Below are 26,964 nucleotides of genomic sequence, written 5' to 3' on the forward strand. Positions count from 1 at the left end.
TCAGTTTAAGCGCTATTTTTGTCGCTCTTATCTCCTTTTCAGATCAACTTAAGTCTTCTTTTTAAAGGTAAGCAATTGATCAAGCGGCGATAATGGCTGTACAGCTGCCAAAATAGCTTTTGCCTTTTTTGCGTCATCATGCATTTGAGCAATTAAAGGCACCAGCCCATCGAATTTTTCTTGTCCTCGTAAAAACTGTAAAAAAGAAACGCTACAGCTTTCTCCATAAAGGTCACCGCTAAAATCAAATAAATAGGTTTCCAGAAGCGGAGCAGCATCTTCTACAACCGTTGGACGACAACCAAAACTTGCAACTCCATCATATAAAACACCGTTAGCACGACGTAATCGTACTGCATAAACACCATGCGCTAAACTGGCTTGAGAAGGGAGCATCTGGTTAGCAGTAGGGAACCCCAGAAGGCGTCCAAGTTTTTCACCTTGGATAATATTTGAGCGCACCCGATAATGATAGCCCAACAAATGGGCTGCTTTTTCCACTTGAGCCTGTGAGAGAAGTTTACGAATAGAACTAGAAGAAATGGTCAATGATTGTGAATCTTGTGCACTCGAAAGACACGGAATTTGTACAACTTCAAATCCCCATTCTTCTCCCCTTTGATAAAGAAGATGTGAATTTCCACTTTTCTGATGACCAAATTGGAAATTTTCACCCGTTACAACAACCGAAACACTGAGAGCTTTTTTTAAAATGACCTTGATAAATTCATCCGCTGAAAGAGCAGCAAAATGGGCATCAAATGGCTGTTCAATCACACCATGAAAGCCGAGAATTTTAAAAATTTCAGCTTTTTCAGCAGCCTCTGTCAAGCGATCAACAGGAGCTGAGTGTTGAAAAAAACTTCTTGGATGCGGTTCAAAAGTTAAAACAACAGCTGGCTTATTTCTGATTCGTGCTAAATCGAGCGCTTTTTGGAGAACCACCTGATGCCCACAATGCACGCCATCAAAATTTCCAAGTGCTAACACGCCTCCCCGCCAATCCAAAGGAAGCTCAGAAATCCCCTGAAGACGCAAAAAATCAGACATTACTGCAGTGCCCACATTACCGCTTGTGGTTTATAACCATGACGTTCAAGAAAAGAATGCAAAGCTTGCTTATCCACCACACCGTTTTGCACATAGTCATAACGATGAACTCCCCCCATAATATAAAGCACATCCAGACCAAAATGAACAGCACCTTTAACATCGGTCAAAAGACCATCACCAATAGCAAGAACTTGACTTTTTTCGACTACTCCACGAATGTTTTGCAGTTTTTCAAAAGCACACTCATAAATAGGTGCATGGGGTTTGCCGGCGATGCGTACTTCACCCCCCAATTGTTGGTAAAGACGCGCCAAAGCACCAGCGCACCAAAACTGCTGATTTCCATAATGAACAATGACATCCGGATTAGCACAAATAAACGGCAAATTCCGTGCCCGCATACGATGAAACATATCCTCATAAGCAGAAGGTTTTTCATCAAGACCCTCAAGAAAGCCACTGCAAACCACCACAGACGCTTCCCATTCTTCAACCAATTCACACTCTAACCCTTCAAACAACATCAAATCACGTTGCTGACCAATAAAAAAAACTTTACGCGGTGCAGTGCGAATAAGATCACGGGTCACATCCCCTGAAGTGATAATGGCATCATAATAATCGCTATGAACATTCATACTTTGTAATTGATCAATGACATCCTCACGTGGACGGGGTGAATTGGTTAAAAAAATAACATTTTTTCCCATCTGTCGAATTTTGTGTAACACTTTCAAAGCTGGTTCAAACGCATGCACACCATTATGCACAACACCCCAAACATCACAAAAAACAGCATCATAATCTTCTATAACAGTATCAATACGGGTCAATTCATTCATGTTGCACCTATTTATATCTTTTTTGCCCTTTATCAAACTGTCTTTTACTCTAAAACGACTTACCGAAAGAGTATTCTTCTGTCATCTGTTTTCTCACCATTGTCTTTTCTCCCTTCATCGCTTCGCATAGATCATGAGAAATGACAAAAGAAAATAAATAAGTTATTGTATTATAACTGTACGAAATTCTAAAATATTTCCTATCAAAAACGAATAAATCTACAATAATGAGAACTTCAATTCTTAAAGCGGCTGTATTGATACAGTTTATTATCTCAATCATTCAAGTTCTTATTTTGAAAACACACCAATAAATATTTTTATGGAAAAACAGCAAAAAGAAAAAGTTTCACCTCCCGAGAGAAAAACAAAACAGCAGCACAAGAAATAGGCACCATTGCTTATAAGGTACATTGATTTTTAATCTTAAAAGAGCACGTCTGAGATGATATTCGAGCAATTTTTAATCTAAAGCCATATCAAATGGGGCATTTCTTAGCAGTTTGAGAAAGAGGCAATCTCATTTCATCAACAAAAAACATTGCCCTGATTTGGCGTTATGAGGATTTTAAGAGTGTGCAACGTGATATGAGTGATAAAATATCAACGACGGTTTAAAAGAACCAATATCGAAAGTTTTTTGCAACCAAAGTTGTGTAAGCAATATAAAATCAATGACGCACTATTTTTCAAAGAAAATAATCGTTAACATTCATAGCCAATATGTGAACTAAAAATCATGTTCTACCCAATCAACACGTCCAAACAATAAATACCAAACCGATCTTGAGGATTTCACAGGACAATCCTCAAATTGATAACTTAGAGAGTTTATTGTTTTTGACAGACTCTAAAAAAACAGCAAAACATTAGAGATCAGCAGAAAAATAGCTATCCTATGAAAAGAGAGCAATCCTAACTGAAATCTCCATAAACAAAAAGTCATTCAGCCACAAACACTACAATATACAAAACAGTATGATACAATAAGACCCTCTTGACCACTTCAGCAATAAAAAGAACATGATGAATTTTTCTTTTATGACGTCATGCCCTTTGTGCAAAGCATTCATTTAAAGGCATTCATTTATAAGAGGATGTATCACTATTCAATTTAAATTAAGAGTCGCAAATATTTTAGGATTCTCTCATTTTAAATCCTCTTAGAGTAAATCAGTCAAAATCATTTCCTTGCACATTACAACTAGGGTCCGTGTACAACTAAGATAAGTCTATGAATAAAAATTGTTAAAGATAAGGACTAAAAATGCCTCTTATGAACCGTCTCAAGTGCCAAGGGCTGTCGCAACATTGGTGACTGGCATAAAAGTATGATGGTTCCGGCTTGCTCCTTCATAAGCGTAAGGATGGAGAAACACAATGGTTATCGTTATACCCTTTACGAGCGCAGCGGTAAAATGGGCTCAGGTGCCTTGAGAGATGTCTCTCTTTGATCTCAAACTTGCATGAGCAGCCACTGGAGAACTCTCAAAAATAATGTTACAAAGCCGAGGGTTTTTAAAAATCTCCAGCTTTTTCAGGAACCTCTGTCAAGCACTAAAACGGAAGCTGAGCGTTGCAAAAAACTTCTTGGATGCGGCTCCAAAATTAAAACAACAGCTGGCTTATTGCTAATGCATGCTCAATTGAGCGCTTTGGCGAGAACCACCTGATGCCCACAATGCATGCCATCAAAATTTCCAAGTGCCAATACCGCTCACTGCCAAACCAAAAGAAGGCTCTCCGCCACCCTGAATACGCAAAAAATCTAAACATGACTAGCAGTGTCCACACTAATGCTTGTGGCACAATGAGTCCCCCTTTATGCAAAAATATCCGTAAAATGCCTCTGGCTCCTTTCAATTTTATTGAGGAATTTTTCACTCTAAACATTGCGTGAATCTCTCCGTTACCTCCATTAGAAATTCGCAAATAGCAATCAGAAGCTTGCAAATGGATTGTAAGCTCCATGATCCTTCCGCCACTGTAAAGGTTCGGTAAAATCACTTGACCATAGACCAACCTTGTTGTTACGCGCTGCGTCTTCAACACTCCGATAATGTGCTGGAGCAGGATTTTTATCCTCTTTTGAAAGCACCAACATCCCCTCTGCAAGACCAGCTTCCGCTAAATCAACCCCTTGAACAAAACACTGCGCATAAGAAATACCATTGCGCATAACAGCCTGTTTACAGGATAAATCCTGACCAAGTGTCTTGGTAACCAACCAAGCTGTTGTAACTGCACCACATGGCCATTCTTGATCATTTAATTTTGCTTTTTGACGCGTTGCACAGGTATCCACACCATAAAGGTGAATATTACGCGTGATATGCTTACGCCAAGATTGCGCCACAGGAGTAATCAACTTAAATGTAACACCACTGGTTACCGACGCTCTCCCATAAAAAACCACAGCATTGTCTGGTGAGACACTCTTTTGCAGATTAAAAACCGGTTCATTTTTTATGAATTGCTGTTTGGGGAGAGATCCCGTTGGTTTTTTTTCTTCCCAATGCATCTCAACAATATCTTGAATTTCTTGCATTTTCAATGGCATGAGAAAACTGAAATCTATTTTATCTTTATATTGGCTTACCCCCCAGACTATAGAACCCACAATGTAGAGAATGATAATTAATTTAAATCGCATTCGCTTAACATATTCGCCCAAAAACTTCATTGTTTCACTGCCCTTTCGTATTTTTATGAACAAATTCCTACTCTCGAAGAGAAAATCCTAAGCAGGATGTGTTGCACATTAACCACATTTTGCGAGGAAAATATTCTTTTTTACATTTTAGATATTGTCATTTTGATAAAAATAGTACAACTATTAGTTGCTAAATTAAATTAGCGCAACTATAAAATCTACTCTCTGGAAGAGAGAATTTTGATGGTCAGTAAAGTCCACGATCAAGACTTTTAAGAAAACCAGAAAAATCGAGGGGAACTTAGGCAAGTGCAGTCTAAGACCAGAGGGGTTTTTGTCCTTTAAAAGCAAAAGGATTTCAAAAGAGTAAGAAAGATTCTTTTTAAAGAGAGGTAAAATGACAGACATTATATCCAAGAACATCATTTTTATCACCATCATGCTGCTGTTAACAGCACTCGTTGTGTCAGACCCTTCTGCTGCTTCTACTACGACTGGTGCCGCTGGTCTGGGGAATATTGATAGTGTTTTACAAAATATTGTTACGATGATGACAGGGAGTACAGCAAGGCTGATTGCCATTATATGTGTTGCTGCTGTGGGTATTGGCTGGATGTACGGCTTTATTGATCTGCGCAAAGCAGCTTACTGTTTAATTGGCATTGGGATTGTTTTTGGAGCATCCGCTCTGGTTAGTAAATTAACGGGTACATCATAAATGAATGAAGATCCTCTTTTCCTTGCCTGCACAAGACCAGCCATGTTTGCCGGTGTTACGATGGAAGCGATGGCGCTCAATGTTATCATGACATCCACTCTTTTTATTTTAACCAGCGGTTTTACCATGATTGGGCTTGGCATTGGTTTGCACTTTGTTTTGCGTGAGGTGACAAAACATGACCACAACCAGTTTCGCGTATTATTTGCTTGGCTCAATACCAGGGGCAAACAAAAAAATCTGAGTAGATGGGGGGGCGGTTCAACATCGCCACTCCGCCTTATCCGTACCTATAAGGAACTAAGTAAGTGAAACAGATGTCAATGATGAAACGGGAATCTTTACCTGAAGATTATATCCCTTACATACGCCACGTCAATCAACACATTATTGCATTAAGCTCCCGCTGCTTAATGACTGTGATGGCTATTGACGGTGTAAATTTTGACACTGCAGATATCGACCAGTTAAATTCCCTTCATAACCAGTTAAACACATTGTTGAAAAATATCGCCGATGAACGTGTTGCTTTATATTCTCACATCATCCGCCGACGCGAAACAATTTATCCAGAAAGTCAATTTTTTTTCCTCTTTTGCCGCAACATTAGATGAAAAATACAAAAAGAAAATGGTTTCGCAAGAGTTGTATAGAAATGATCTGTTTGTTTCACTGCTTTGGAACCCAGCATCAGATAAGACAGAACAGCTCGCTTCCTTTTTTCAACGTTTAGCAAAAGCGAAGAAAACACAATCTGAGCCCGATCAGGATGCCATTCGTAAAATTGAAGAGTTAAGCCAAGATCTTATAGAAGGATTGGAGAGCTATGGAGCACGACTTTTATCAATCTATGCACAGGGAGGCATTTTGTTTTCCGAACAAAGTGAATTTCTCCATCAGTTGGTAGGAGGAAGGCGGGAGCGTATTCCTCTCACATTTGGCACCATTGCCTCAACCATTTACTCAGATCGTGTTATTTTTGGCAAAGAAACGATTGAAATTCGCCATGAAAGCAATGAGCGCTTTGTTGGCATGTTTGGCTGGAAAGAATATCCCTCCAAAACCCGCCCGGGGATGACCGATGGTTTACTCACAGCACCATTTGAATTCATCCTCACACAATCCTTTGTCTTTAAGAGTAAAGCAGCGGCGAGTGCCATTATGGGCCGCAAACAAAATCAAATGATTAATGCGGCCGATCGTGCGAGCTCACAAATTGAAGCGCTTGATGAAGCACTCGATGATTTAGAATCCAATCGTTTTGTTTTGGGCGAACATCATCTTTCTCTAGCCGTTTTTGCGGATCACCCAAAGGCTTTGGCTGAATATCTTTCAAAAGCACGCGCCCACTTAACCAATGGAGGAGCAGTGATCGCAAGAGAAGATTTAGGATTGGAAGCAGCATGGTGGGCGCAATTGCCTGGCAATTTTAGTTATCGTGCGCGATCAGGAGCCATTACCAGCAGAAATTTTGCGGCTTTATCCCCCTTTCATTCCTTTCCGATTGGTAAACTGGAAGGCAATGTCTGGGGAACTGCTGTAGCCTTACTCAAAACACAAGCCGGTTCGCCCTATTATTTTAATTTTCATTATGGGGATTTGGGCAATACCTTTGTTTGCGGTCCATCGGGATCTGGAAAAACGGTAATTGTGAATTTTCTTCTCGCACAACTGCAAAAACATAACCCAACAATGGTCTTTTTCGACAAAGATCAGGGTGCAGAGATTTTTGTCCGTGCTGGTGGGGGAAAATATAAGCCTTTAAAAAACGGGCAACCGACCGGCATTGCTCCCTTAAAGGGCATGGAATACACAGAAAAAAACAAAGTTTTTCTTCGCAATTGGGTCTTAAAGCTGGTGACAGCTGAAGGACAAACAGTGACAGAAGAAGAGCGACAAGATATTGCCAAAGCCATTGATGCCTTGGAAAATCTTCCCCATTCTCAGCGCTCTCTTGGTGCCCTTCAATTGTTTTTTGATAACACATCAAAAGAAGGCATTGCCATACGCTTACAACGCTGGATCAAAGGCAATGACTTAGGCTGGGTTTTTGATAACGATCAAGATGATCTCAATTTAGACTCGCAATTTATTGGCTATGACATGACCGATTTCTTAGACAATGAAGAAATTCGGCGTCCCTTGATGATGTATTTGTTTAACCGAATTCTCGATCTTATTGATGGGCGACGTATTATCATTGTCATTGATGAATTCTGGAAAGCGCTTGAAGATGATTCCTTCAAAGCATTTGCCCAAGACCGCCTGAAAACAATCCGCAAACAAAATGGTATGATGCTCTTTGCAACGCAAAGTCCAAAAGATGCTTTAAATTCAACAATTGCCCACACCATTATTGAACAATGCCCTACCCAAATATTTTTTCCCAATCAAAAAGCAAATTACAAAGATTACGTTGAAGATTTCAAACTCACTGAACGAGAATTTGAACTCATCCAATCAGAATTAAGCCGAGAATCGCGTCGTTTTCTCATCAAACAGGGACAAAATTCCGTTGTTGCAGAACTTAACTTACGTGGAATGAATGACGAAATCGCCGTCTTAAGTGGCACGACAAAGAATATTGAACTGGTGAACCAAATTATCAGCGAATATGGCGCAAACCCGGACATATGGTTGCCTATATTTCATCAAAGGAGAGAAAATCAATGAAAAAATATAGCCTAATCACATTGTTATCTTTATTTTGCATCTCTCATGCAAAAGCACAAACAGCATCCCTTATTACTGATGAATATTATAAACAAGCGTTAGAAAACACGCAAAAATTAGACGCTGCAAAATCAGAAACAGCAGAATCTATTTATAAATCTGCAACAGAAACTACAAAAAAAATTCAGGAATTAAAAGAGAAGCTTGAAAAAGCGAAAACAGATCAAAAGACAAAACCCGAAGAATTGCAGGCTCTTCAAGTCGAGCTTAGTCTTCTTCAAGCACAGCTGCAAGCGGATAGTTTAAAAATGCAGTCTCTTGCTATGATTCAAGCAAAAGATACGAAAACAAAAGAAGAACTGCGTGAAGAACAAACACAGCAAAACCATAAAAAGATTGAAGAAAAATTAAAAGAAAAGCTTGAAAAATCTGATGTCCGACTTTAGTTTTTCCCCATTTGAGAGCATTTCTCAATATATTTTAGAACCACTCAACAAGGTGATGGATACAACAGTAAGTGGTTTGTCTTCTGCTATTTCAGCTCCGTTAAATCTTGCCTCAATTATTTTTATTTTTCTGTATGGTTATAATGTTATGACCGGTCGGGTTGCCCTTTCGATGCATAGTCTTCTCAACAATGTTGTAAAAATTGTTGTTGTGACGACAATGGCAACCAATGCGAATACATTTAATACCTACGTCAAAGATATTTTCTTTGGCGATTTAGCAAATGCTATTGGAAATGCCCTCAACAGCAACCCCTCTAGCGCTAATGTTTTTGATTATATTCTGTTAAAGACGAGTGCCCGCTATCAAGAGGTTTTGGCAGCGGCTTGGTTTCTTGAAAAGATCATGGTTGGTCTTCTTGGATCTTTAATGATTATGGCGGTTATTGTCTTTTGTATAGGTGGTTTTATCGTGCAAATGTTTGCACAGGTTGCACTGGTGATGATTATAGGTCTTGGCCCTCTTTTCATTAGCCTCTATTTGTTTAATGCAACCAGAAAATTTAGCGATGCTTGGATTACGACGCTGGTTAATTTTACCATTTTGCAAGTTTTGGTAATCATGCTTGGAACAATTATGTGCAAAATTATTCTCTATGTTCTCAATGGAACATATGAGTCAATCTATTTTCTGTTCCCACCTGTCGTCGTTATCTCCATCGTAGGTGCTATTCTTTTCCGTGCGCTTCCTGGCATTGCCTCTGCACTCTCCAGTGGAGGTCCGTACTTTAATGCCGGTATATCTTCAGGAGGGCAGATTTTCACAATGCTTTCCAGCGGCGCTAAAACGGGCAGAAACGCAGCGAAAAGTGCAACATCAACACTTTCTGGTGCAGCAGGAGCGGCAGCCAAAGCTGCAAAAGTCGGAGGCAATGGCCGTGGTCGATTTTAAGAACAAAAACCTCCTCAAAGAACCCTAGTTCTTAACTTCCCAGAATGTGCGCTAACAGCGCGCACATCCTGTACATGTGGCATGGAACAGTTGATATCGCCTCCTTTACAAGGCCAATCAGAATGTTTCAGCGCGGGAGTTTATGAAATGTCTTCAAAGCAAGAGACCCCATGCCCTCCCTCATGGGTTCATGTGTTATATTTGAAAGTATGTGTGAGTTTAAAAAATGAAACGAAAAATAGCTTTTGTTATGATCCTGATGATCGCCCTTACCGGCTGCGCCTCTCTGAGTGGCCCCAAAAAACCACCACGCTGTAATGGCAAAGTTACCCGCGCTTTAAATAGAGACAAATGGGATTGGGACAATAAAAATCTTATCCTACAAGAAAAGACTGTAAAGCCTGTAAGGACACCCATCATCCTCAATACTCTAGAAAGCGAAAAAGCAACAGCGAATGTAACGCTAAAGGAAGCTTCATTCAATTCCATAACCCGTGAAACTCTTTCTGAGAACCCTTTGGAGGTCGCACGTGAAAATTGATGAATTGAATGAATATATAAAAGAAGCGCGTTCTTTTGATATTGATCGCATGCATGGCATGCGGCAACGTATGAGAATTGCCATAGCTTTGACGGTGCTTTTTGGATTAATGACAATTGCCTTAGCTTTAGCTGTAGCAGCACTAACACCTTTAAAAACAGTAGAGCCCTTTGTGATCCGCGTTGATAATTCAACGGGCATTATTGAGACTGTAAGTGCCTTAAAAGAAACGCCAAACGACTATGATGAAGCAATAACACGCTATTTTGCCAGCAAATATGTTCGTGCCCGTGAAGGTTTTCAATTATCAGAAGCAGAACACAATTTTCGTTTAATCTCTCTTTTATCTTCTCCAGAAGAGCAAGGTCGTTTTGCCAGATGGTATGCAGGCAACAATCCAGAAAGTCCGCAAAATATCTACCAAAACATGATCGCGACAGTCACAATCAAGTCAATCTCTTTTTTAAGCAAAGATCTTATTCAAGTTCGTTATTATAAAACGGTCAGAGAATTTAATGGCAAAGAAAATATTTCCCATTGGGTTTCGATTTTAAACTTTTCCTACATTAATGCACAAATTTCAACACAGGACCGATTAATTAACCCGCTTGGCTTTCAAGTGTCAGAATATAGATCTGATCCAGAGGTGATACAATGATGAGGATTTCCAAAACACTCTTTTTAGCCTTCATGGCCGCAATAAGCTGCTACACGCCCCCCTCATTTGCTGAAACAGCACCTGTGAGTGCACGCAAAGATAATCGCATCAGATTTGTCAATTATGATCCATATAATGTGACAAAAATCATTGGCTCCATTCGCTCTTCTGTTCAACTTGAATTTGCTGATGATGAAGAAGTAACCTATGTAGGGATTGGCAATTCCGTTGCTTGGCAAGTTGCACCCGCTGGCCACTTTGTCTTTTTAAAACCGCGTGAAGTTCAACCTCTCACCAATTTACAAATTGTGACAAGCCGCCTAGATGGTACAAAACGCTCTTATCAATTTGAACTACAAGTGCGTGAAGGGGATGTTTCCGCCGGCAATGATACATATTTCCTGGTAAAGTTTCGTTATCCAGAAGATGAAGCCTTGCGTAAGAAATTAGCCGAAGCAGCAAAAGCGGCACAACGGGAAGAAAACTTTGTCAATGATATTTTCAACACCCATGAAGATTTTGGACCACGCAATTGGGCTTATGAAGCGCAAGGCTCTCCTCTCATTGAACCTGCTACTGTCTATGATAACGGAAAAACAACAACCTTTACATTTTTAGGCAATACCGAAATCCCTGCCATTTATCTTGTCTCATTGGATGGACAAGAATCTCTCGTTCCCAAAACGATTAAAGGAAATAAAGTCATTGTTCATGCCACAGCGGCGCAGTTTACTTTGCGCCGCGGGAATGACGTGCTGTGTATCTTCAATAAAAGATTTGTGCCTGAAGGGATCAACCCTGAAACCGGTACGACATCACCATCTGTACAACGTAAAGTGAACATAGGAAACGGTTATGAATGACGAAATGGATGAAAACAACCTGAATGATCGCGATACGATAAAAGACGGTCACGGAAAAAGACAACGTCCCAATACAAGTAAAGCGGCTGCTCTTGTTATTCTTTTTGGTGTTTGTCTTTATTTAGCGTATTCAACGCTTTTCACAGAGAAGCAACAACCGGTTGAAGTTCAAAAAGAAGGGATTATTAAGCAAACGGAGCTTTTCCGCCCCGCCCCACCCAAACCTGTATCCCTAGAGCCAACGATAGACAAAAATAACGTTCTGTTGCCCAAGGTTGAACTACCAACGCCGCAAAAAAACCAAAGCAGTTCCGATGATTCACTTTTAGAAGCAGCACAACGTGCCCCTGTCCTAGCCTATGCCAACACACAAAAGAGCCAAGGCAGTGCAGAACAAAATAAAGATGTCATGGCGAACCAACCTGAAGCCAAGCCTGATGAAACAGCACAACGCTTTAATCATCTTCTCAAGCCAACGACCTTGGAAGGTATTCGTGCTGCAACACTTGGCAATCGAAACTATATCATCGCGATGGGTTCTTCCATTCCCTGTATCTTAGAGACAGCGATCAGTAGTGACCAACAAGGATTTGCCAGCTGTATTGTTTCTAGAGATATTTTGTCTGATAATGGTCGCGTTGTTCTTCTTGATAAGGGCACCCAAATTGTTGGGGAATATCGGGCTGGATTAAAAAAAGGACAAAGGCGTCTCTTTGTCCTATGGAATAGAGCCAAAACACCAAATGGTGTCATTATCACCTTAGCATCACCAGCAACGGATGCTTTAGGACGTTCTGGCATGGATGGAGATATTGATAACCACTGGTTAGAAAGGATTGGCTCTGCACTTCTTGTATCGATTGTTAGAGATGCAACAAACTATGCGAAAAGCTACTTGCCAAAAAGCCAAGATAAGAACAGCTCTGAAACAATTTCTTCGGGACAAAATATTGCAAATATTGCCGTAGAAAATTACGCCAATATTCCCCCTACTCTAACCAAAAACCAAGGGGAAATGGTCAATGTTTTTGTCGCCCGCGATTTAGATTTTTCCAGTGTTTATAAATTGAAAGTGATTGAAAATAAAAAACAGATTGTCAATCGAGCTCTTTCAAGAAACTTTTATAAAAATTCTGCGGTGATTTTGCAATGAACCAAAACTTGCACACATTGAGTGATGAAACCATCGCGATTGTTTTAACCAAACTGGAACCGATCAGTGTCTTTCTAAAAGATGAGAGTCTTTTTGAAATTGTTATCAATCGTCCCTATCAAGTGATGACAGAAGGTGTTGAGGGATGGAAAACCATAGAAGCACCAACTCTGTCATTTAATGAGCTTATGGGAATTGCTAAAGTTGTTGCTTCTTATTCGAAGCAAAATATATCGGACAAGAATCCAATATTATCGGCGACTTTGCCGGGCAATGAGCGTATTCAAATTGTCATTCCCCCTGCAGTAGAAAAAAATACCATCAGTATGACAATTCGCAAACCCTCATCGCGCAGTTTTTCCCTTGAAGATCTGGCAAATAAAGGGCTCTTTTCGGTATGTGAACAAGTTTCTTTCACGCCTTTGAATGATTATCTCCCACGCATGAGTGAACTCAAACACATTGATCATGATTTAGTCAGTGCTTATGCGCAAAAAGATTTTGTCTCCTTTTTAAATCAGGCTGTAAAATGCCAAAAAAATATTTTGATTGCCGGAAAAACTGGCTCTGGTAAAACAACACTGTCAAAGGCATTAATCGCCAAAATTCCTGATGATGAGCGTATTATCACCATTGAAGATACACCAGAATTGGTTGTCCCACAGCCTAATTATGTCTCTATGATCTATTCAAAAGATGGTCAGGGTTTAGCCTCTGTTGGTCCAAAAGAACTGCTTGAATCTGCTTTACGCATGCGTCCTGACCGCATTCTCTTACAAGAGCTGCGAGATGGTACAGCCTTTTATTATATCCGCAATGTCAATTCAGGACACCCAGGTTCGATTACCACGGTTCATGCCTCAACAGCACTTGCTGCCTTTGAGCAAATGACCCTTTTGGTAAAAGAAAGTGAGGGTGGAGGAGACTTAGAGCGTGATGATATTCGAGGATTGTTGATTTCAATGATTGACATCATCATTCAATGTAAACGGATTGAAGGAAAATTTAAGGTCACAGAAATTTACTATGATCCTTTGAAACAGCGAAACATCTTTGGTGGAAATTAAAAGAAAACATCCCCTGCTCTAAAAGGCTTTTTTAAGGCAACTCTTGAAAAGCAGAAAAGGAGAAATAAATGACAACGCAGGTAAAAGAGAATCTTTTGTCGATCACGCCGGAAGAATTGAAAAAGCGCCGTGAAGCGGCTGATGCAGTAATCAGCACCCATGCGCTTGAAGGTATAACGCTTCATCCCAAAACGCTCAGAATTTTAGAAGGATATGCGAGGGGGAATACTTCACTAGAGGAATTTAACACGCTTATGGACAACGCTAAATTATAAGGAGGTCGTTATGCCAAAGGCAAAAGCAAAAACAAAAAATACACAAACTGTTTCCTCCCATCATTATGTCTATCCTAAAACCAAAACACTCAAAAATAAATATGGAATAAAGGACTTAGATACCTTTCTGAAGAGATGCTCGCATGATACAGACGAAGCAATGAACCGTCTGCGTGGAGAACCCCTGCCAGAATTTTTTGACATCGACTATCTACGCCATATTCATCACGAGTTGTTTAAAAATACCTTTGAATGGGCTGGACAACTCCGCCACACCCCTTTCACATTTGCAGATGGCACCACAGCCGCCATGCCGGAAATGAAAAGAACGGGTTGGAACAATCCTTTTGCAATCGGTAATGAGGTGCAAGAAGGCTTACAAAGATTAGAGCAAAGACTTGCCGAAAAAAACAATTTGCGAGGTTTAACGCGCGAAGAATTTAACTCTCAAGCACTAGAAATATTTAACGCTCTCAACGATATCCACCCATTCAGAGAAGGCAATGGACGCACACAACGAGTCTTTCTTGAAAAGCTTGCTTGTGCTGCGGGCCATCAGCTTGACTTCTCACTTGTTACAAAAGAGCGCATGATGGTTGCCAGTGTTGCAGTAGCAGAAAAGGGTGACCTAGAACCTATGCAACATTTGTTTGAAGATATCTCTCATCCAGAAAAAATTCGTCTTTTAAGGGAATTTATGGACAACATGAAAAGTGCTGGACGCAATGTGAGTGATCGTCCTGTTATGGTTGTAAAGGAAGGTGAAACTTACACGGGCACCTATAGAGGTGCTGGTTTTGAGGGTTTTGCATTCAATGTCAAAGGGGCTTACGTTATCGGCAACAAAGACCACCTCCCACCAGAACAACTCAAAACATTAAAACCTGGTGATAAAATTACCTTTACAGCTCCCAAAGCCGAAGATCTTGAAAAAACGCTCATCCCAAAAGAGACATTAGCACCTTTAACAAAACTTGAAATGGCTGAAATGGTCGCAGAAGATGCTCTTGTCCACAAATGTCGAGACCAGATTTTCAAGCTATCAAAAACTGTTTATGGCAGTTCAAGTGTTTTAAATAAAGAGATGATAGAGATTATTAAATATCCAAACAAGGGGATGCTGCTCGCTGAAAAGATTGAAAAATCACCTTCCTCTGTTCATAGCCTGGCAGGTTTTGACGTGATTTGTTTTAAAAGCCGAGCACGAGGAGAAGCTGAAGAGAATATTATACGTCTCGGGTGCGCCGTTGCAAATTTCACCCATGCAGTAGAGCATGCCAGACAAGAAATCACCAAAGAACATCAAGCAGAACAAAGCCGTTGTGGACGCGAGGTCCCCATGCCAAGTCAAAGCTTGCGAGATCTGCTTTCCGCCCCACAAGAGATGCAGCAAAAAGCCTTACAGGACTCTCCTGTACTTCAAAAAGAGCTCATGAGTTTTGTACAAAAAGTTAATAGTCGCCTCTCCTCAAGTGAGCACAGAGCAATGAGAGAAAATAATCATGAGGAGCTCGCGAAAAGTCTTGGTATCTCAGAAAACAAAGCAAAGGAAATTACAAAAACTGTTACGAAAGCTCAAGAAGTACAACAACAATCGCAAACACGCACAATGAGTCGCTCAAAAGCGCTCGCCATGGCGAGCTGAAGAGAGTTTGCTCAAAAGTGCAAGTTTTTGTACCTTCCCTTTGAATGTTCATGGAGAGGGATTTTGGCGATTCCCTCCCATAAAAATGGGCTTTCAGCCCTCTATCACCGATTTGAAAAGGCAGCATTTTTGACATATCGCGATAAAACCGAAAGTAAGACATGATGAAATATACAAAAACGCAACTAGCGCTGATTTTTATGCCCATCGCTTTAGGTGCTTTAACGATATTTTTGGTCCCTCATCTGTTGGCATTTGTGATAAATGATCTGAAAGCTAACCAAGTTTATTGGTATGTTCGTTCACAGCCTTTATTAACGTTGCTGCTGGTTGCTGCTGTCTCCTTATTTTATACTCTCTCGCAAAAGCTGCACCTTCGCAAAGCGATCACACGTGTTTCAACTGTCTTTTTTTGCATCACTGCTTTTTACCATATTGGCGGTGAAATAAAACGCTTAAATCCCTATGTTGGTCAACAGGGAATAACGTGGGGCTATGCTTTAAAGTTCATGGATCCGATGGTTGTCTTTGGTGTCATTTTGGGTTTTGTTTTTTTAGCAATCCAAGTCATAATCTCCTCTCCCCGCACCAGCAATGTTAAGCGTGCAAAAAAGGGAATTTTCGGTGATGCTGCATGGATGAATTTAAAAGAAGCAGCAAAAATCTTTCCCTCCAATGGACAAATTGTTGTTGGCGAAAGATACCGTGTTGATCAAGATAATGTTCGCAATATTCCTTTTGCACCAGGCAATAAAACAACATGGGGCAAAGGTGGAACGGCACCTTTGCTGACTTTTAATCTTGATTTTGGTTCAACCCACATGATTTTTTTTGCCGGTTCCGGTGGATATAAAACAACAAGTACAGTGGTTCCGACTTGTCTAACCTATACAGGTCCCATTGTTTGTCTTGATCCCTCAACAGAAATTGCCCCCATGGTCAGGTTTGCGCGCAAAAAAATGGGCAATAGAAATGTTATTATTCTCGATCCTAATTCGCTCTTAACAAAAAATTTTAATGTGCTCGATTGGCTTTTAGATGAGAGCGTACCACGCACAAAGCGTGAAGCTAATATTGTGAGTTTTTCCAAACTGCTTCTCTCAGAGAAAAAATCAGAGAATTCTTCAGCAGAATATTTTTCAACACAAGCGCATAATCTTTTAACAGCACTTCTTGCACATGTGATCTTCTCTGATGAATATGAAGACAGTGAGCGTACTCTCAAAACATTACGCGCGATCCTCTCTCAGTCAGAAACAGCGGTTGTCAATCAATTGCGCATGATTCAAGAAACAACACCGTCTCCTTTTATTCGTGAAATGGTTGGTATTTTCACAGAAATGGCAGATCAAACCTTTTCAGGGGTCTATACCACTGCCTCCAAAGACACCCAATGGCTTTCTTTGTCCAATTACGCTGATCTTGTTTGTGGGGATGATTTTTCATCCTCAGATATTGCAAACGGGAAGACAGATGTTTTTCTGAATCTTCCCGCCAGCATTTTAAACAGTTATCCAGCGATTGGGAGGGTAATCATTGGCGCTTTTTTAAATGCGATGGTTACAGCAGATGGAAAATATAAAAAGCGTGTTTTGTTTGTCTTGGACGAAGTAGATCTTCTTGGTTATATGAATATTTTAGAAGAAGCACGAGATCGTGGGCGTAAATATGGCACATCCTTAATGCTTTTTTATCAATCCTCTGGCCAGTTGGTCAATCACTTCGGAGAAGCCGGAGCACGTTCATGGTTTGAAAGTTGCTCTTTTGTCAGTTATGCCGCCATTAAAGATCTCCAAACAGCCAAAGATATTTCAGAGCGCTGTGGTCAAATGACCATTGAAGTAACTGGAACAAGCAAATCGAGGGGTTTGTCTTTAACAAAAGGCTCTCAAAACATCAATTATCAACAAAGAGCGCTCATTTTACCCCATGAAATTATTCAGGAGATGCGCCAAGATGAACAAATTATTCTGATGCAAGGACACCCCCCTTTACGATGTGGTCGCGCGATCTATTTTAGAAGGAAAGAGATGTTAGCGGCTTCTGAAAAAAACCGCTTTGCCCCACAAGCAAAAAAAGGCTAAAAACACGCTTCTAAAGGCTTTCCAGCCTCAAAACAAGAAGAACAGTATACACTAAAAAGCAGAGAGTGCTATTTTACAAAAGCGTCTTAAAAAGGATTTTTCACATGACCCAACAAAAAAAACAGAGTGAAAAAAGACCTTTGAGCAGTGCTATTTTACACCGACTGACCAATGCCAGCACTTTTTATAAAGCGCTCTCCTTATCACCAAACAATACAGACCAACCCTCTCTCTGTCTTGAGATACCTCTCAAGAAACTTTTGCAGAAAGCTGTTTTACAGGAAAATCGCCTAGAAAAATCTTTCACAAAAAAGAAAAAGACCCCATTCATAAAAACAACAAAGACCGATCTTTCTCTCTTAAGAAAAGAAAATAGCACCAAGAGAAGGATTGCTACAAGCAAAAACACCATGAATTTGAGGGATCTCTCTTCCCTCGCTCAAGGCTTGAAATCTCAAAAGAATATGCGAGGGGAAATATTTCATGAGAAGAATTTAACACTCTCATGGACAGTGTGACATGATAAGGAGTTAACAATGCCAAAAGCAAAAGCGAAAGCAAAAAATATCTCCACCGCTTCTCCCCATAATTATATCTATCCTGGTACCCAAATACTCAAAAATCAATATGGAGAAACAGATTTAAAAGTCTTTCTGGAAAAATGCTCCTATGATAGGGAACAAGCAGCGATCAATCTGCGTGCAGAATCCCTACCAGAATATTTTGATTCCGCTTATCTGTCCCATATCCACCAACAATTGTTTAAAAATACCTTTGAATGGGCAGGAAATTTCCGCCACACTCCCTTCACCTTTGCAGACGGGAGCGTTGCCGCCATGCCAGAAATGAAAAGAGCAGAATGGGGCAAAGATTTTGCAAAAAGTGAAGACATTCCCGAACTTTTACAAAAATTAGATCAAGAGCTTACTGACAAAGACAATTTGCAAGGCCTAACGCGTGAAGAGTTTATCACAGAAGCAGTGCCCTTATTTACCTCTCTCCACAAAATCCACCCATTCATAGATGGTAATGAACATGCCGAACAATTCTTTTTTGAAAGTCTGGCCAAAGCCGCCGGACATCAGCTTGACTTTTCGCTTGCCACACAACAACGCATGATGGCAGCCTGTAGCGAAGCAATAGAATATAGCGATACACAACTGATGAGAGATCTTTTTGAAGATATCTCCAATCCAACAAAAAGACGTCTTTTAAAAGAATTTATGGACACCATCAACAATACAGGACACGACGTGAACGATCGCCTTGTTATGGCAGCAAAGGCGGGAGAAACCTACATGGGAACCTATCAAGGTTGTTATGCAGAATGTTTTGTGCTCGATATGCAAGGGAGTTATGTCATCGGCAACAAAGATGATCTCACACCAGAACGATTAAAATCATTAAAGCCTGGTGATACAATTACCTTTACCCCCCCCAGCAAAGGGCTTGAAAATGTGCTCATTCCAAAAGAGACATTAGCGCCTCTCACAAAAAGTGAATGTGCCAGAATGGTTGCGCAAAATAGCCATGTCCTCGCTGCTCAAAAGGAAGTCCGACAACACTCAAAGACTGTTTATGGCGATGCAAACACATTAAATGAACAGATAAACGAGATTACTCAAAATCCACAATTAGGCCAACAGCTGACCGATCAGATTAGACAAGCACCGCACTCTCTTTCTCCTCTTGCAGGTTTCAGTTTATGCGGTATACAAAATCCAGCACGTGCAAACGCTCGAAATCATCTCGGTGCGCTCGCTGATGCAGTTTCGAATTATGCATATATTGTAGAAAATGCGCATCATGCAATCACTCAAAAACATCAAGTTGAACAAGAACGCCTTGGAAAAACAGTAGAAAAGCCCAGTCAAGACTTGCAAAATCTTTTTGCCTTACCACCGGAACAACAAAGAGAAATCTTGTCTCAATCTCCTCAATTGTACAAAGAGCTTCGCACTTTTATATACTGTGTAGAGTATCGTCTCTCATCAAACGAGTGGAGTGCGATCAGAAATAAAGACTATGAAACACTTGCTCAAAATATTGGTGTATCAGAACAGAGAGCACGAGAAATTACCAATACTGTTCAAAAGGCTAGAGAAGCCCATAAACAAGCCTACACACAAGCAGTCACTCGCTCAAATACGCTTGCTATTGCCAGCTAAAAAATATGAATCTTTGTTGCTTAATCTAAAAACCCATGGTGAAAAAATGTTTTAATATTCCCACACCCATGAAAGAATAGAGCACTTAAAGCACCTTACCAATTTTGCAAAGAGCCTATACAACATATCCAGAGTCATTGAATGGGTGATTATGGGCATCTTTTTAAACGCCAAGATGACAGCTGACGGAAACGAGAAACGACAAAAAGCGTGTTTTTTTATCTTAAGATGACGTGGACCTTCATGGTTATATAAATATTTCAAAGTTATAGGAATATTTTAAAAGGGCGCTCATTTTACCCCCCTCCCCGAAAGATGCGCCAAAATGAATAAATTATTCTCATGTAAGCACATCCCCCTTTACGATATGGTCGCACGATCTATTTTAAAAGGAAAGAAATGTTAGCGGCTAGCGAAAAGAACCGTTTTGTCCCCAAAGCACAGAAAAACTAAAAACTATCTTCTTATGGAGACCATGCATCACAACAAGAACAACAACATCAAAGGATAAAAGCAAAGATTGTATTTCATAAAAGCACATAAATAAGGAATTTCCGCATAATCCAACAAGAAAAATAGGGTAGAAAAAGGCCTTCAAGCAATGCTGTTTTGCATGGGCTTACTAACAGCCAACACTCTTTATTAAAGAGAGAAAGAGCTTCTTAAACCTGCAAGCAGTCAAGAGCAATGATACGCATCATGTCCACATTTGAAAGCCCTTTCTTTAAACATCCAGAAAGCGGGCTTTATGAAAACGTGAAAACAACTTTATTAAAGACTGGGAAGGCTAGGAAAAATTATCATTTATGACAATGATAAACAAAGGGGAAATACAGAGAAAAAAGCCTTCGACAACATAAAAAAGGAAAGAAATCTGCATGAAAACAACGAGGACAGACTATTTTGCAGCTTTTATGTCAAAAAAGTTAAAAAGCACTGTAAAAGGGTTACTACAGCCTCCAGCACACATGTCCTCACCCTCAGTCTTCATGTTCGTCAGAGAAGAACGCTTCCTGAAAAAAATGCTCAAAATCTCAAAAAACACGCGAAGGGGGGATTTTACACATGAAAGTTTTAACAGTCTCATGAACCACCTACCCCTCTAAGGAGAGAACATATGTTAGAGCATAATTATCTATATAAAAATAGCAAAACACTCAAAAATAAATATGGCATAAAAGACCCGCAAAGGCTTTATGAACGCTGTGCCCATGATGCAACCAGAGAGGCTATAAATTTTCGCCTTGAATCACTCCCACAAAAATTTGATCTCGCTTATTTGAAAAAAATCCATTGGAGCCTTTTTCATAAGAGTTTTGAATGGGCTGGTTATACCCGTGATGAGACCTTTACATTTGCAGATGGCAGCAGCGCGCGTATGCCAGCTATGCGCCCCAAAGGTTACGAGGTTCCCTTTGCCGTTGGTTCACAGATTAAAAGAGAGCTAAAACAATTAGAGCAAAAACTTAACGCAAAAAATAATTTACAAGGCTTATCACGCCAAGAGTTTGCTGAAAATGCCGCAGAAGTTTTTATGGTTCTCGACCACGCCCATCCTTTCAGAAAAGGCAATGGGCGCACGCAAAGAATGTTTATGGAAAAACTTGGACAAGCAGCAGGCTATAACATTGACTTTTCTGTTATCACAAAAGAACGCCTCACTAAAGCCAGTATTGCCGCAATGCAACATGGCAATATACAACTCATGAAAGATCTTTTTGAGGATATCACTCATCCGCAAAAATCCCTTCTTTTAAAGGAATTCATCTCTCAAATGAGAAATAGTGGACTTGAGGAAATCAACGAACATGTTGTTGTCGCAGCCAAAGAAGGTGTACGCTATGATGGCATCTATAAAGGGTGTTCCGCAGAAGGTTTTGTCATGGAGCTAGAAGATGGCTTTGTTGTTGGACATAAAGATGATCTTACGCCAGAACAAGTCAAAACATTACAGAATGGTGACCCCCTCCTTTTTGAGAAAAGCAATGTTTTCAGTCTGAAAGAAATCCTGATCCCTAAAGAGACCATACCCCCTCTCACCAATGAACAACTTGCCGAAAGGCTCACAAATAATTGCGGTGTTGAATCATACCGCCATGCCGTTGAGAATTTATCAAAACGTGTTTATGGCAAGTCAAGCGCATTAAGCGAAATAGTAGACATGGTCAATATAGATCCAAGCTTAGGCTCAGAATTTGCTGATCAAATTGCTCAAAATCCTAAATCACTTTGCAAGCTTGCGGGGAGAAAGGTATTGGGTATAAGAAGCCCAGATCGCAGGCGTGCCGAAGAGGCTGTTCCACAGCTTTGTGAAACTCTTAAAAGTTATGCAGATATGGTCCAATATACAATGGAGAGCTTCTTAGAGCAGCACCAAAGAGAACAAAGACGCACAGCCCGCTCTGTCGAAAAACCAGGGAGAGATTTGCAAAACCTTTTTAGCCTCTCACCAGAACAACAAAGAGAAACCCTGTCTCATTCTCCTGCACTGCAAAAACAACTCCATCTTTTTGCCCACCAACTACAAACTCGTCTCTCCTCAGAGGAGCAGAGAGCCATACAAGAAGACAATTGTCTGAGACTTTCTTGCATGCTTGGTGTATCGGAAAGCAAAGCAAAAGAAATTACTAAAGCTGTAAAACAAACCAAAGAAGCACAATGTCAGATGCGCACTCTCAAAATCAGTCGCTCTTCAGCAAGGGCGATGACCAACTAAAAGCGGGAGATATCTGTAACTTTGCCGAACACATTAGCAAATAAAACAGCAAAGAGAAGACGCAAAGCGTAAAATAAATTCAAGCAGTGTCATAAGACCAGCTGCGCTCCCCCCCCCCAAAAAAAATTGGTGGGCAGCGCAGCAAAAACTGTTAACAGCAACACAGGAAGAAGAGCTGTAACTTTTCTTTTTCTCTCTTGGTGCAAATCATTTTGTAAAGATTACAGGAATAGCAGGAAAAGATGTTACAAAATGTGACAAAATATATTCCTCAAAAGAGCTTGGGGAGTTTTATATAACCTATTGATAAAATTTCATAAAAAAACTGTATAAAAGACACAAATGTCGCTTACAGTAAACGCGAATAGCGGAGGATCTTTGGAAGTCATTCAAGTCGCCATCCTCCTTTGTGTAAAAGCTATGAAAACATAGAGGTGGAGAGTGCACCAAAGAGCTTTTCTGGAAACAAAAAGCTTGAAAGGAACCGTCTATGAAAAAACATCAACCCTCCCCTCCGAAACCCTCTTCTACCGAAAAAGAAAGAGAACAGGCAAGAGCGCCTTCACCCCCACCATCACCAGAACCACTCTATGCAAAGGTAAATAAACCAAAAAAAGGACAGCAACAGGAAGCATCAGGAGAAACTGTCTATGCACCCCAACACTATCCCCCCCAAGACCAACCAGAAACTATCTATGCACCCCAACGTCCTATAGGAAATCCCTATGACAGACCTCGTGCGGGGGCGCCGAGTAATGGGCAACGTGCAAAAAGACTAGTCGACCCCTATGCAGTAACTGATATGCTGGCCCCACATACGGGACCAGACGCTCAACGCCTAGAAAATCCCCTCTATGAAGGAGTTGGCGGTGGTGCCGGGCGCCCTCCTCAAAAACCAGAACACCTCTATGCAGAGCTTGAATTTGGTCCAGATGATCGGCGCTCCCCCTCAAAACCCGTAGAGTCTGTCTATGCAACAGCTGGCATGGGTGCACAGGGTGGACCACCTCCCCAAAAACCAGAACACCTCTATGCAGAGCTTGAATTTGGTCCAGATGATCGGCGCTCTCCTCATAAACCCGTAGAGTCTGTCTACGCAACAGTTGGCATGGGTGCAGAGGGTGGACCAGACCCTCAAAAATTAGAAAATCCCCTCTACGAAGGCGTTGGCTCAGGAAGGACACCCACCCCTCCAAGAACCCCGAAGGATGAGATTACTTCAAGTCTTTTAAAAGACCCAGACTTCCAATATAGTTTAATGGAAGTGCAAGAGCGCTGCGTCACTGTTTATGGTAACCGGCATGCTTTGAATGGTCAACTTGCTAAAGTTCTTGATAATCCTCAAGGCGCAGATACAATCCTCTGGGATCTTGCTGCAAATCCTGAAACGGGTGGTAAACTTGCCGGTCAAAAAGTCCTTGGCGTAAAAAGCCCAAGCCGCAGAGAAGCTGAAGAAGAGTTTAAGCACCTTTGTTCTGCTTTTGAAAAACATGTAAATGTTACACAAAAGCTACATAAGCGTTTTACCCGTAATCTGGAAAAAGACAAAAGCCGTGAAAGCCCAGAAAGACATGGGCACAGGCATCATCATCGTCATCACTCACAAGAGAGAGAAGGCGGTTCTCCAGAGCGGCAAGCACAACGCAGAGGCAGTCAAGAAAAACAAGGAAGAGCCTTTGCGATGTAAGTATACATAAAAAAACAGATATCTTTAATCTTCAACTGATTTCTTGGCGCGGTCAAAACAATATGATTTGCGCCAAGAATTGTTATGAAATATGACAAAAAATATTCCTCAAAAGAGCTTCAGGATTTTTATGTAACTTATTGATAAAATTTCACAAAAAAACTGTATAAAAGACATAAATATCGATTATAGGAACTGCAAATAGCGGAGGATCTTTGGAAGTCATTCAAATCGCCTTCCTCCTTTTGTATAAAAGCTATAAAAGCGTAAAGGTGGAGAATGCGCCAAAGAGTTTTTCTAAAAACAAAAAGCTTGAAAGGAAGCATGTATGAAAAGAAATCAGCCACCCCCTCCGACACCCCGTTCTACAGAAAACGAAAGGGAACATGCACAGGCAAGAACACCTTCACCAGAAGCCCTCTACGCGATGGTGAATAAAAAACCACCGCAGCCAGCGAAAAAACCAGAACAAGGCGTTCCACAAGCGCCTCTGCGCAACCCACGTTCTCCACAAAGACCACCACGCGCAAGAGACAAAGAACTAAACAAACAGCCATCCCAAGGGGCAGAAGTCGTATACGCATCGCTTGATTTTGGCAATAGACCATATAAACACCCTAGAAAGAATCAGGCAAGCGAAACCATCTACGCGACAGTCGCTTCACAAGGTGCAACACAACCAGAAGTGCTCTACGCAGATGTCACCCACAAACCTTCCCAAGGAAAACACAGGGCAAGGGAGCAGGCAAGCGAAACCATTTACGCGGCAGTTGCTCCGCAAAGCACAAAGCCGTCTCTAACAAGAGAAGAAATTGTGAGCATGATGCAAGCAAGCCCATTGGTCCAAGCCTATCAACAAGAAGTGACACATTGGTGTGGAATTGTTTATGGCAATTCAGGTGTTTTGAACGAAAAAATGCAAGAGGTTCTCCAAAAACCGGGGTTGGGAGAACAACTCTCACGGCAAGTTGCAGAACACCCTCACTCTGTTCATAGGCTTGCGGGTCGCAACATGTGTGGCTTTAAAACAGGTGCACGCAGACAAGCTGAAGAAGGTTTTCAGTACCTATGTCAAGCCCTTGATGGTTATGCAGATGCTGTAACACAAGCACGAGAAAACATTACACATGTTCCCCACGCAGAAGCAAGACGCTATGAACAACCCAGTGAACAAAGAACCGAAAGCTTGCAACATTCGCACCAACCTGAAAGGGAGAGACAACCTCTCTCAAATCAAGAGCTTCTTGGTATGGTACAAGAGCATTCATCAGTACAAAGATATCAAGCACAAGTTGACTATTGGTGTGGAATTGTTTTTGGCAATTCAGGTGTTTTGAAGGAAAAAATGCAGGATATCCTCCAAAAACCCTCTCAAGGAGCAGAGCTCTCATCGCAACTTGCAGCACACCCTCAATCTATTCATAAGCTTGCGGGAATTAGCGCATGTGGCTTAAAAAACGGTACACGCAAACATGCTGAAGCAGGTCTTGAACATCTGTGTACTGCCGTTGAAAATTATGCTGATACTGTACAACAAGTAAAGGCAAGCATTGCACGGGATCATCAGGCTCAAACAAGACGAAACCGTCAAGAACAAGCTGTTGGAGTGAAGCAAGGATTGCAAAAGGACAAAGCCTTATCACATGCTAAACAGCATGGGCATCAAGCACATCATCACAGTGCGGAAACCTCCAGGCAAGCACACCAGCAAAGGCCGGAAGTTCCACCACGCAAAGTTGGAGGTGCAAAAGCAATGGCTTTCGCCAGCTAGGCGTGCATCCATTTTGCTGCTTCATCAGATCGTTTGGGTCTGATGTGTTAATCTTATCTCTTGGCGCCAGTTGTTACCGATTGCGCCAAGGGTTGTTATTTTTGGTGTACGGGGTAGATATTTCATCAAACAGCCCCGGTTACTTAACCTAAATAACGCATAAAATTACAAAGGCAAATACTGATTACACTCTGAACAAGAACACAAAATCCTTTGAGGTCATTCAAATGTGCATCCTTCTTTGAAAAAAACTGTCAAAACATAAAAGGTGGAGAGTGCGCCAAAGAGGTTTTCTAAAAGCAAATTAAAATCTTGAAAGGAAACATGCATGAAAAAAAATCAACCACACTCTTCCTCATCTCCTTCAGTGAAAGAATTAAGAAAGCGCTATGAACAACAGCCAGGCTCAGAAACCTCTCCTCCCTCCGCACTCTCTAAAGTCGGATCTCCAAAAGAAAAAAGACATCCCTCCTCAAAGCTAGAAGAATTAAAAAAGCGCTATGAACAACCTTCTCCAGGAACAACTTCTCAAGAATCTCTCGCCGCAAGGAGTGGTTCTCTAGGAGAAAAAAGACAACCTTCCCCCCCAAAAAATCCTGAACAATTGCCAAAAAGCCCTAAACAGCAATCTGCGGTAACGCCGCCCCCAAGCTCATCACAAGCTCCTCTCTACACACCACCTCCTCCACAACAACCAGTTCGCATCCCCCCACAAAGACCACCGCGTGCAAAAGAAAGAGAACTCAACAAACCAGCGCCCCAAGACAGCCCTCCTCCATACACACCATCTGCCCCACAACAACCAGTTCGTACCCCTCCACAAAGACCACCGCGCATGAAAGACAAAGAGCTCAACAAACCAGGGCTCCAAGACAGCAAACACCTCTACGCAACAGCAGCCTCGCACAAACGGAAGCCCACAAGAGAAAAGACACCAAGCAGCACATCAAGCCAAGACAGTGATCACCTCTACGCAACACCAACTTCTCACAAACGAAA

The 26,964-nt window shown here is 41.2% G+C and carries 20 protein-coding genes and 3 pseudogenes; 19 read left to right on the forward strand and 4 right to left on the reverse strand.

The features are described from left to right. Nucleotides 1-48: 48 nt before the first annotated feature. From BN200_RS07295 to BN200_RS07315, 4 genes and pseudogenes are all read right to left on the reverse strand, one after another. Nucleotides 49-1,050 carry a bifunctional riboflavin kinase/FAD synthetase gene (locus tag BN200_RS07295; protein ID WP_019221898.1) on the reverse strand — a complete coding sequence of 334 codons (1,002 nt, stop codon included), beginning with the start codon at nt 1,048-1,050 and terminating at the stop codon, nt 49-51. Beyond that, on the reverse strand, nt 1,050-1,895 hold the full coding sequence (locus BN200_RS07300; protein ID WP_019221899.1) for a TIGR01459 family HAD-type hydrolase: 846 nt from the start codon (nt 1,893-1,895) through the stop codon (nt 1,050-1,052). Before BN200_RS07300 ends, BN200_RS07295 begins: the two co-directional genes overlap by 1 nt. Nucleotides 1,896-3,456: 1,561 nt before the next feature. Then, a pseudogene (locus BN200_RS08905) lies at nt 3,457-3,658 on the reverse strand (bifunctional riboflavin kinase/FAD synthetase); the annotation flags it as partial. Between the two features lie 176 nt (nt 3,659-3,834). Then, a complete protein-coding gene (locus tag BN200_RS07315) occupies nt 3,835-4,578 on the reverse strand; it encodes a thermonuclease family protein (RefSeq protein ID WP_019221902.1) in 744 nt (247 codons plus the stop codon). A 367-nt stretch (nt 4,579-4,945) separates the two neighbouring features. On the opposite strand from BN200_RS07315, the gene BN200_RS07320 reads away from it, so the two are divergent. The 19 genes and pseudogenes from BN200_RS07320 to BN200_RS09425 form a co-directional block, all read left to right on the forward strand. After that, complete coding sequence (locus tag BN200_RS07320) at nt 4,946-5,266, forward strand: TrbC/VirB2 family protein (RefSeq protein ID WP_019221903.1); 321 nt, start codon at nt 4,946-4,948, stop codon at nt 5,264-5,266. After that, nucleotides 5,267-5,578 (forward strand): VirB3 family type IV secretion system protein, encoded by a 312-nt coding sequence (locus BN200_RS07325; protein ID WP_019221904.1) that lies wholly within the window; start codon nt 5,267-5,269, stop codon nt 5,576-5,578. Nucleotides 5,579-5,583: 5 nt separating this feature from the next. Then, nucleotides 5,584-7,939: pseudogene (locus BN200_RS07330) on the forward strand (VirB4 family type IV secretion/conjugal transfer ATPase). Beyond that, entirely contained in the window at nt 7,936-8,385 is a 450-nt protein-coding gene (locus BN200_RS07335) for a type IV secretion system protein (RefSeq protein ID WP_019221905.1), read from the forward strand. Before BN200_RS07330 ends, BN200_RS07335 begins: the two are co-directional and overlap by 4 nt. Next, a complete protein-coding gene (gene virB6, locus BN200_RS07340) occupies nt 8,372-9,337 on the forward strand; it encodes a type IV secretion system protein VirB6 (protein WP_019221906.1) in 966 nt (321 codons plus the stop codon). The genes BN200_RS07335 and virB6 overlap by 14 nt, the downstream gene beginning before the upstream one ends. Before the next feature lie 226 nt (nt 9,338-9,563). Further along, entirely contained in the window at nt 9,564-9,878 is a 315-nt protein-coding gene (locus BN200_RS07345; protein WP_019221907.1) for a hypothetical protein, read from the forward strand. Next, nucleotides 9,832-10,536, forward strand: coding sequence for a type IV secretion system protein VirB8 (gene virB8, locus BN200_RS07350; RefSeq protein WP_195886769.1), 705 nt, complete (start codon nt 9,832-9,834; stop codon nt 10,534-10,536). Before BN200_RS07345 ends, virB8 begins: the two co-directional genes overlap by 47 nt. Then, nucleotides 10,533-11,399: a P-type conjugative transfer protein VirB9 gene (gene virB9, locus BN200_RS07355; protein ID WP_019221909.1), complete on the forward strand. Its 867-nt coding sequence runs from the start codon at nt 10,533-10,535 to the stop codon at nt 11,397-11,399. The genes virB8 and virB9 overlap by 4 nt, the downstream gene beginning before the upstream one ends. Further along, a complete protein-coding gene (gene virB10, locus BN200_RS07360; protein ID WP_019221910.1) occupies nt 11,392-12,552 on the forward strand; it encodes a type IV secretion system protein VirB10 in 1,161 nt (386 codons plus the stop codon). The genes virB9 and virB10 overlap by 8 nt, the downstream gene beginning before the upstream one ends. After that, a complete protein-coding gene (gene virB11, locus BN200_RS07365) occupies nt 12,549-13,619 on the forward strand; it encodes a P-type DNA transfer ATPase VirB11 (protein ID WP_019221911.1) in 1,071 nt (356 codons plus the stop codon). The genes virB10 and virB11 overlap by 4 nt, the downstream gene beginning before the upstream one ends. 68 nt (nt 13,620-13,687) lie before the next feature. Then, nucleotides 13,688-13,894, forward strand: a complete 207-nt coding sequence (locus BN200_RS07370; protein WP_019221912.1) for an antitoxin VbhA family protein — start codon at nt 13,688-13,690, stop codon at nt 13,892-13,894. Between the two features lie 10 nt (nt 13,895-13,904). Continuing rightward, nucleotides 13,905-15,539: a BID domain-containing T4SS effector gene (locus BN200_RS07375; RefSeq protein ID WP_019221913.1), complete on the forward strand. Its 1,635-nt coding sequence runs from the start codon at nt 13,905-13,907 to the stop codon at nt 15,537-15,539. A gap of 164 nt (nt 15,540-15,703) precedes the next feature. Beyond that, nucleotides 15,704-17,623, forward strand: coding sequence for a Ti-type conjugative transfer system protein TraG (traG, locus tag BN200_RS07380; RefSeq protein WP_019221915.1), 1,920 nt, complete (start codon nt 15,704-15,706; stop codon nt 17,621-17,623). A 104-nt stretch (nt 17,624-17,727) separates the two neighbouring features. Next, nucleotides 17,728-18,141 (forward strand): hypothetical protein, encoded by a 414-nt coding sequence (locus tag BN200_RS07385; RefSeq protein WP_019221916.1) that lies wholly within the window; start codon nt 17,728-17,730, stop codon nt 18,139-18,141. 18 nt (nt 18,142-18,159) lie between these two features. Further along, the gene (locus BN200_RS07390) at nt 18,160-19,791 is read left to right on the forward strand and encodes a BID domain-containing T4SS effector (RefSeq protein ID WP_019221917.1); all 1,632 of its coding nucleotides are present in this window, start codon (nt 18,160-18,162) and stop codon (nt 19,789-19,791) included. Nucleotides 19,792-20,908: 1,117 nt separating this feature from the next. Continuing rightward, nucleotides 20,909-22,507 carry a BID domain-containing T4SS effector gene (locus tag BN200_RS07405; RefSeq protein WP_019221920.1) on the forward strand — a complete coding sequence of 533 codons (1,599 nt, stop codon included), beginning with the start codon at nt 20,909-20,911 and terminating at the stop codon, nt 22,505-22,507. A 490-nt stretch (nt 22,508-22,997) separates the two neighbouring features. Next, nucleotides 22,998-24,194 carry a BID domain-containing T4SS effector gene (locus BN200_RS07410; protein WP_019221921.1) on the forward strand — a complete coding sequence of 399 codons (1,197 nt, stop codon included), beginning with the start codon at nt 22,998-23,000 and terminating at the stop codon, nt 24,192-24,194. A gap of 328 nt (nt 24,195-24,522) precedes the next feature. Then, on the forward strand, nt 24,523-25,965 hold the full coding sequence (locus BN200_RS07415) for a BID domain-containing T4SS effector (RefSeq protein ID WP_019221922.1): 1,443 nt from the start codon (nt 24,523-24,525) through the stop codon (nt 25,963-25,965). 328 nt (nt 25,966-26,293) lie between these two features. Continuing rightward, a pseudogene (locus tag BN200_RS09425) lies at nt 26,294-26,964 on the forward strand (BID domain-containing T4SS effector); the annotation flags it as partial.

Source organism: Bartonella senegalensis OS02 (assembly GCF_000312545.1).
Lineage (GTDB): Bacteria > Pseudomonadota > Alphaproteobacteria > Rhizobiales > Rhizobiaceae > Bartonella > Bartonella senegalensis.

Excerpts from the sequence above, each read along its gene's own strand:
- BN200_RS07415 (WP_019221922.1), top strand. The coding sequence starts at position 24,523 with ATGAAAAGAAATCAGCCACCCCCTCCGACACCCCGTTCTACAGAAAAC.
- BN200_RS07315 (WP_019221902.1), bottom strand. The coding sequence starts at position 4,578 with ATGAAGTTTTTGGGCGAATATGTTAAGCGAATGCGATTTAAATTAATT.
- virB6 (WP_019221906.1), top strand. The coding sequence starts at position 8,372 with ATGTCCGACTTTAGTTTTTCCCCATTTGAGAGCATTTCTCAATATATT.
- BN200_RS07320 (WP_019221903.1), top strand. The coding sequence starts at position 4,946 with ATGACAGACATTATATCCAAGAACATCATTTTTATCACCATCATGCTG.
- BN200_RS07370 (WP_019221912.1), top strand. The coding sequence starts at position 13,688 with ATGACAACGCAGGTAAAAGAGAATCTTTTGTCGATCACGCCGGAAGAA.
- traG (WP_019221915.1), top strand. The coding sequence starts at position 15,704 with ATGAAATATACAAAAACGCAACTAGCGCTGATTTTTATGCCCATCGCT.
- BN200_RS07335 (WP_019221905.1), top strand. The coding sequence starts at position 7,936 with ATGAAAAAATATAGCCTAATCACATTGTTATCTTTATTTTGCATCTCT.
- BN200_RS07405 (WP_019221920.1), top strand. The coding sequence starts at position 20,909 with ATGTTAGAGCATAATTATCTATATAAAAATAGCAAAACACTCAAAAAT.
- BN200_RS07325 (WP_019221904.1), top strand. The coding sequence starts at position 5,267 with ATGAATGAAGATCCTCTTTTCCTTGCCTGCACAAGACCAGCCATGTTT.
- virB10 (WP_019221910.1), top strand. The coding sequence starts at position 11,392 with ATGAATGACGAAATGGATGAAAACAACCTGAATGATCGCGATACGATA.
- BN200_RS07375 (WP_019221913.1), top strand. The coding sequence starts at position 13,905 with ATGCCAAAGGCAAAAGCAAAAACAAAAAATACACAAACTGTTTCCTCC.
- virB11 (WP_019221911.1), top strand. The coding sequence starts at position 12,549 with ATGAACCAAAACTTGCACACATTGAGTGATGAAACCATCGCGATTGTT.
- BN200_RS07345 (WP_019221907.1), top strand. The coding sequence starts at position 9,564 with ATGAAACGAAAAATAGCTTTTGTTATGATCCTGATGATCGCCCTTACC.
- BN200_RS07410 (WP_019221921.1), top strand. The coding sequence starts at position 22,998 with ATGAAAAAACATCAACCCTCCCCTCCGAAACCCTCTTCTACCGAAAAA.
- BN200_RS07295 (WP_019221898.1), bottom strand. The coding sequence starts at position 1,050 with ATGTCTGATTTTTTGCGTCTTCAGGGGATTTCTGAGCTTCCTTTGGAT.
- BN200_RS07390 (WP_019221917.1), top strand. The coding sequence starts at position 18,160 with ATGCCAAAAGCAAAAGCGAAAGCAAAAAATATCTCCACCGCTTCTCCC.
- BN200_RS07385 (WP_019221916.1), top strand. The coding sequence starts at position 17,728 with ATGACCCAACAAAAAAAACAGAGTGAAAAAAGACCTTTGAGCAGTGCT.
- virB9 (WP_019221909.1), top strand. The coding sequence starts at position 10,533 with ATGATGAGGATTTCCAAAACACTCTTTTTAGCCTTCATGGCCGCAATA.
- BN200_RS07300 (WP_019221899.1), bottom strand. The coding sequence starts at position 1,895 with ATGAATGAATTGACCCGTATTGATACTGTTATAGAAGATTATGATGCT.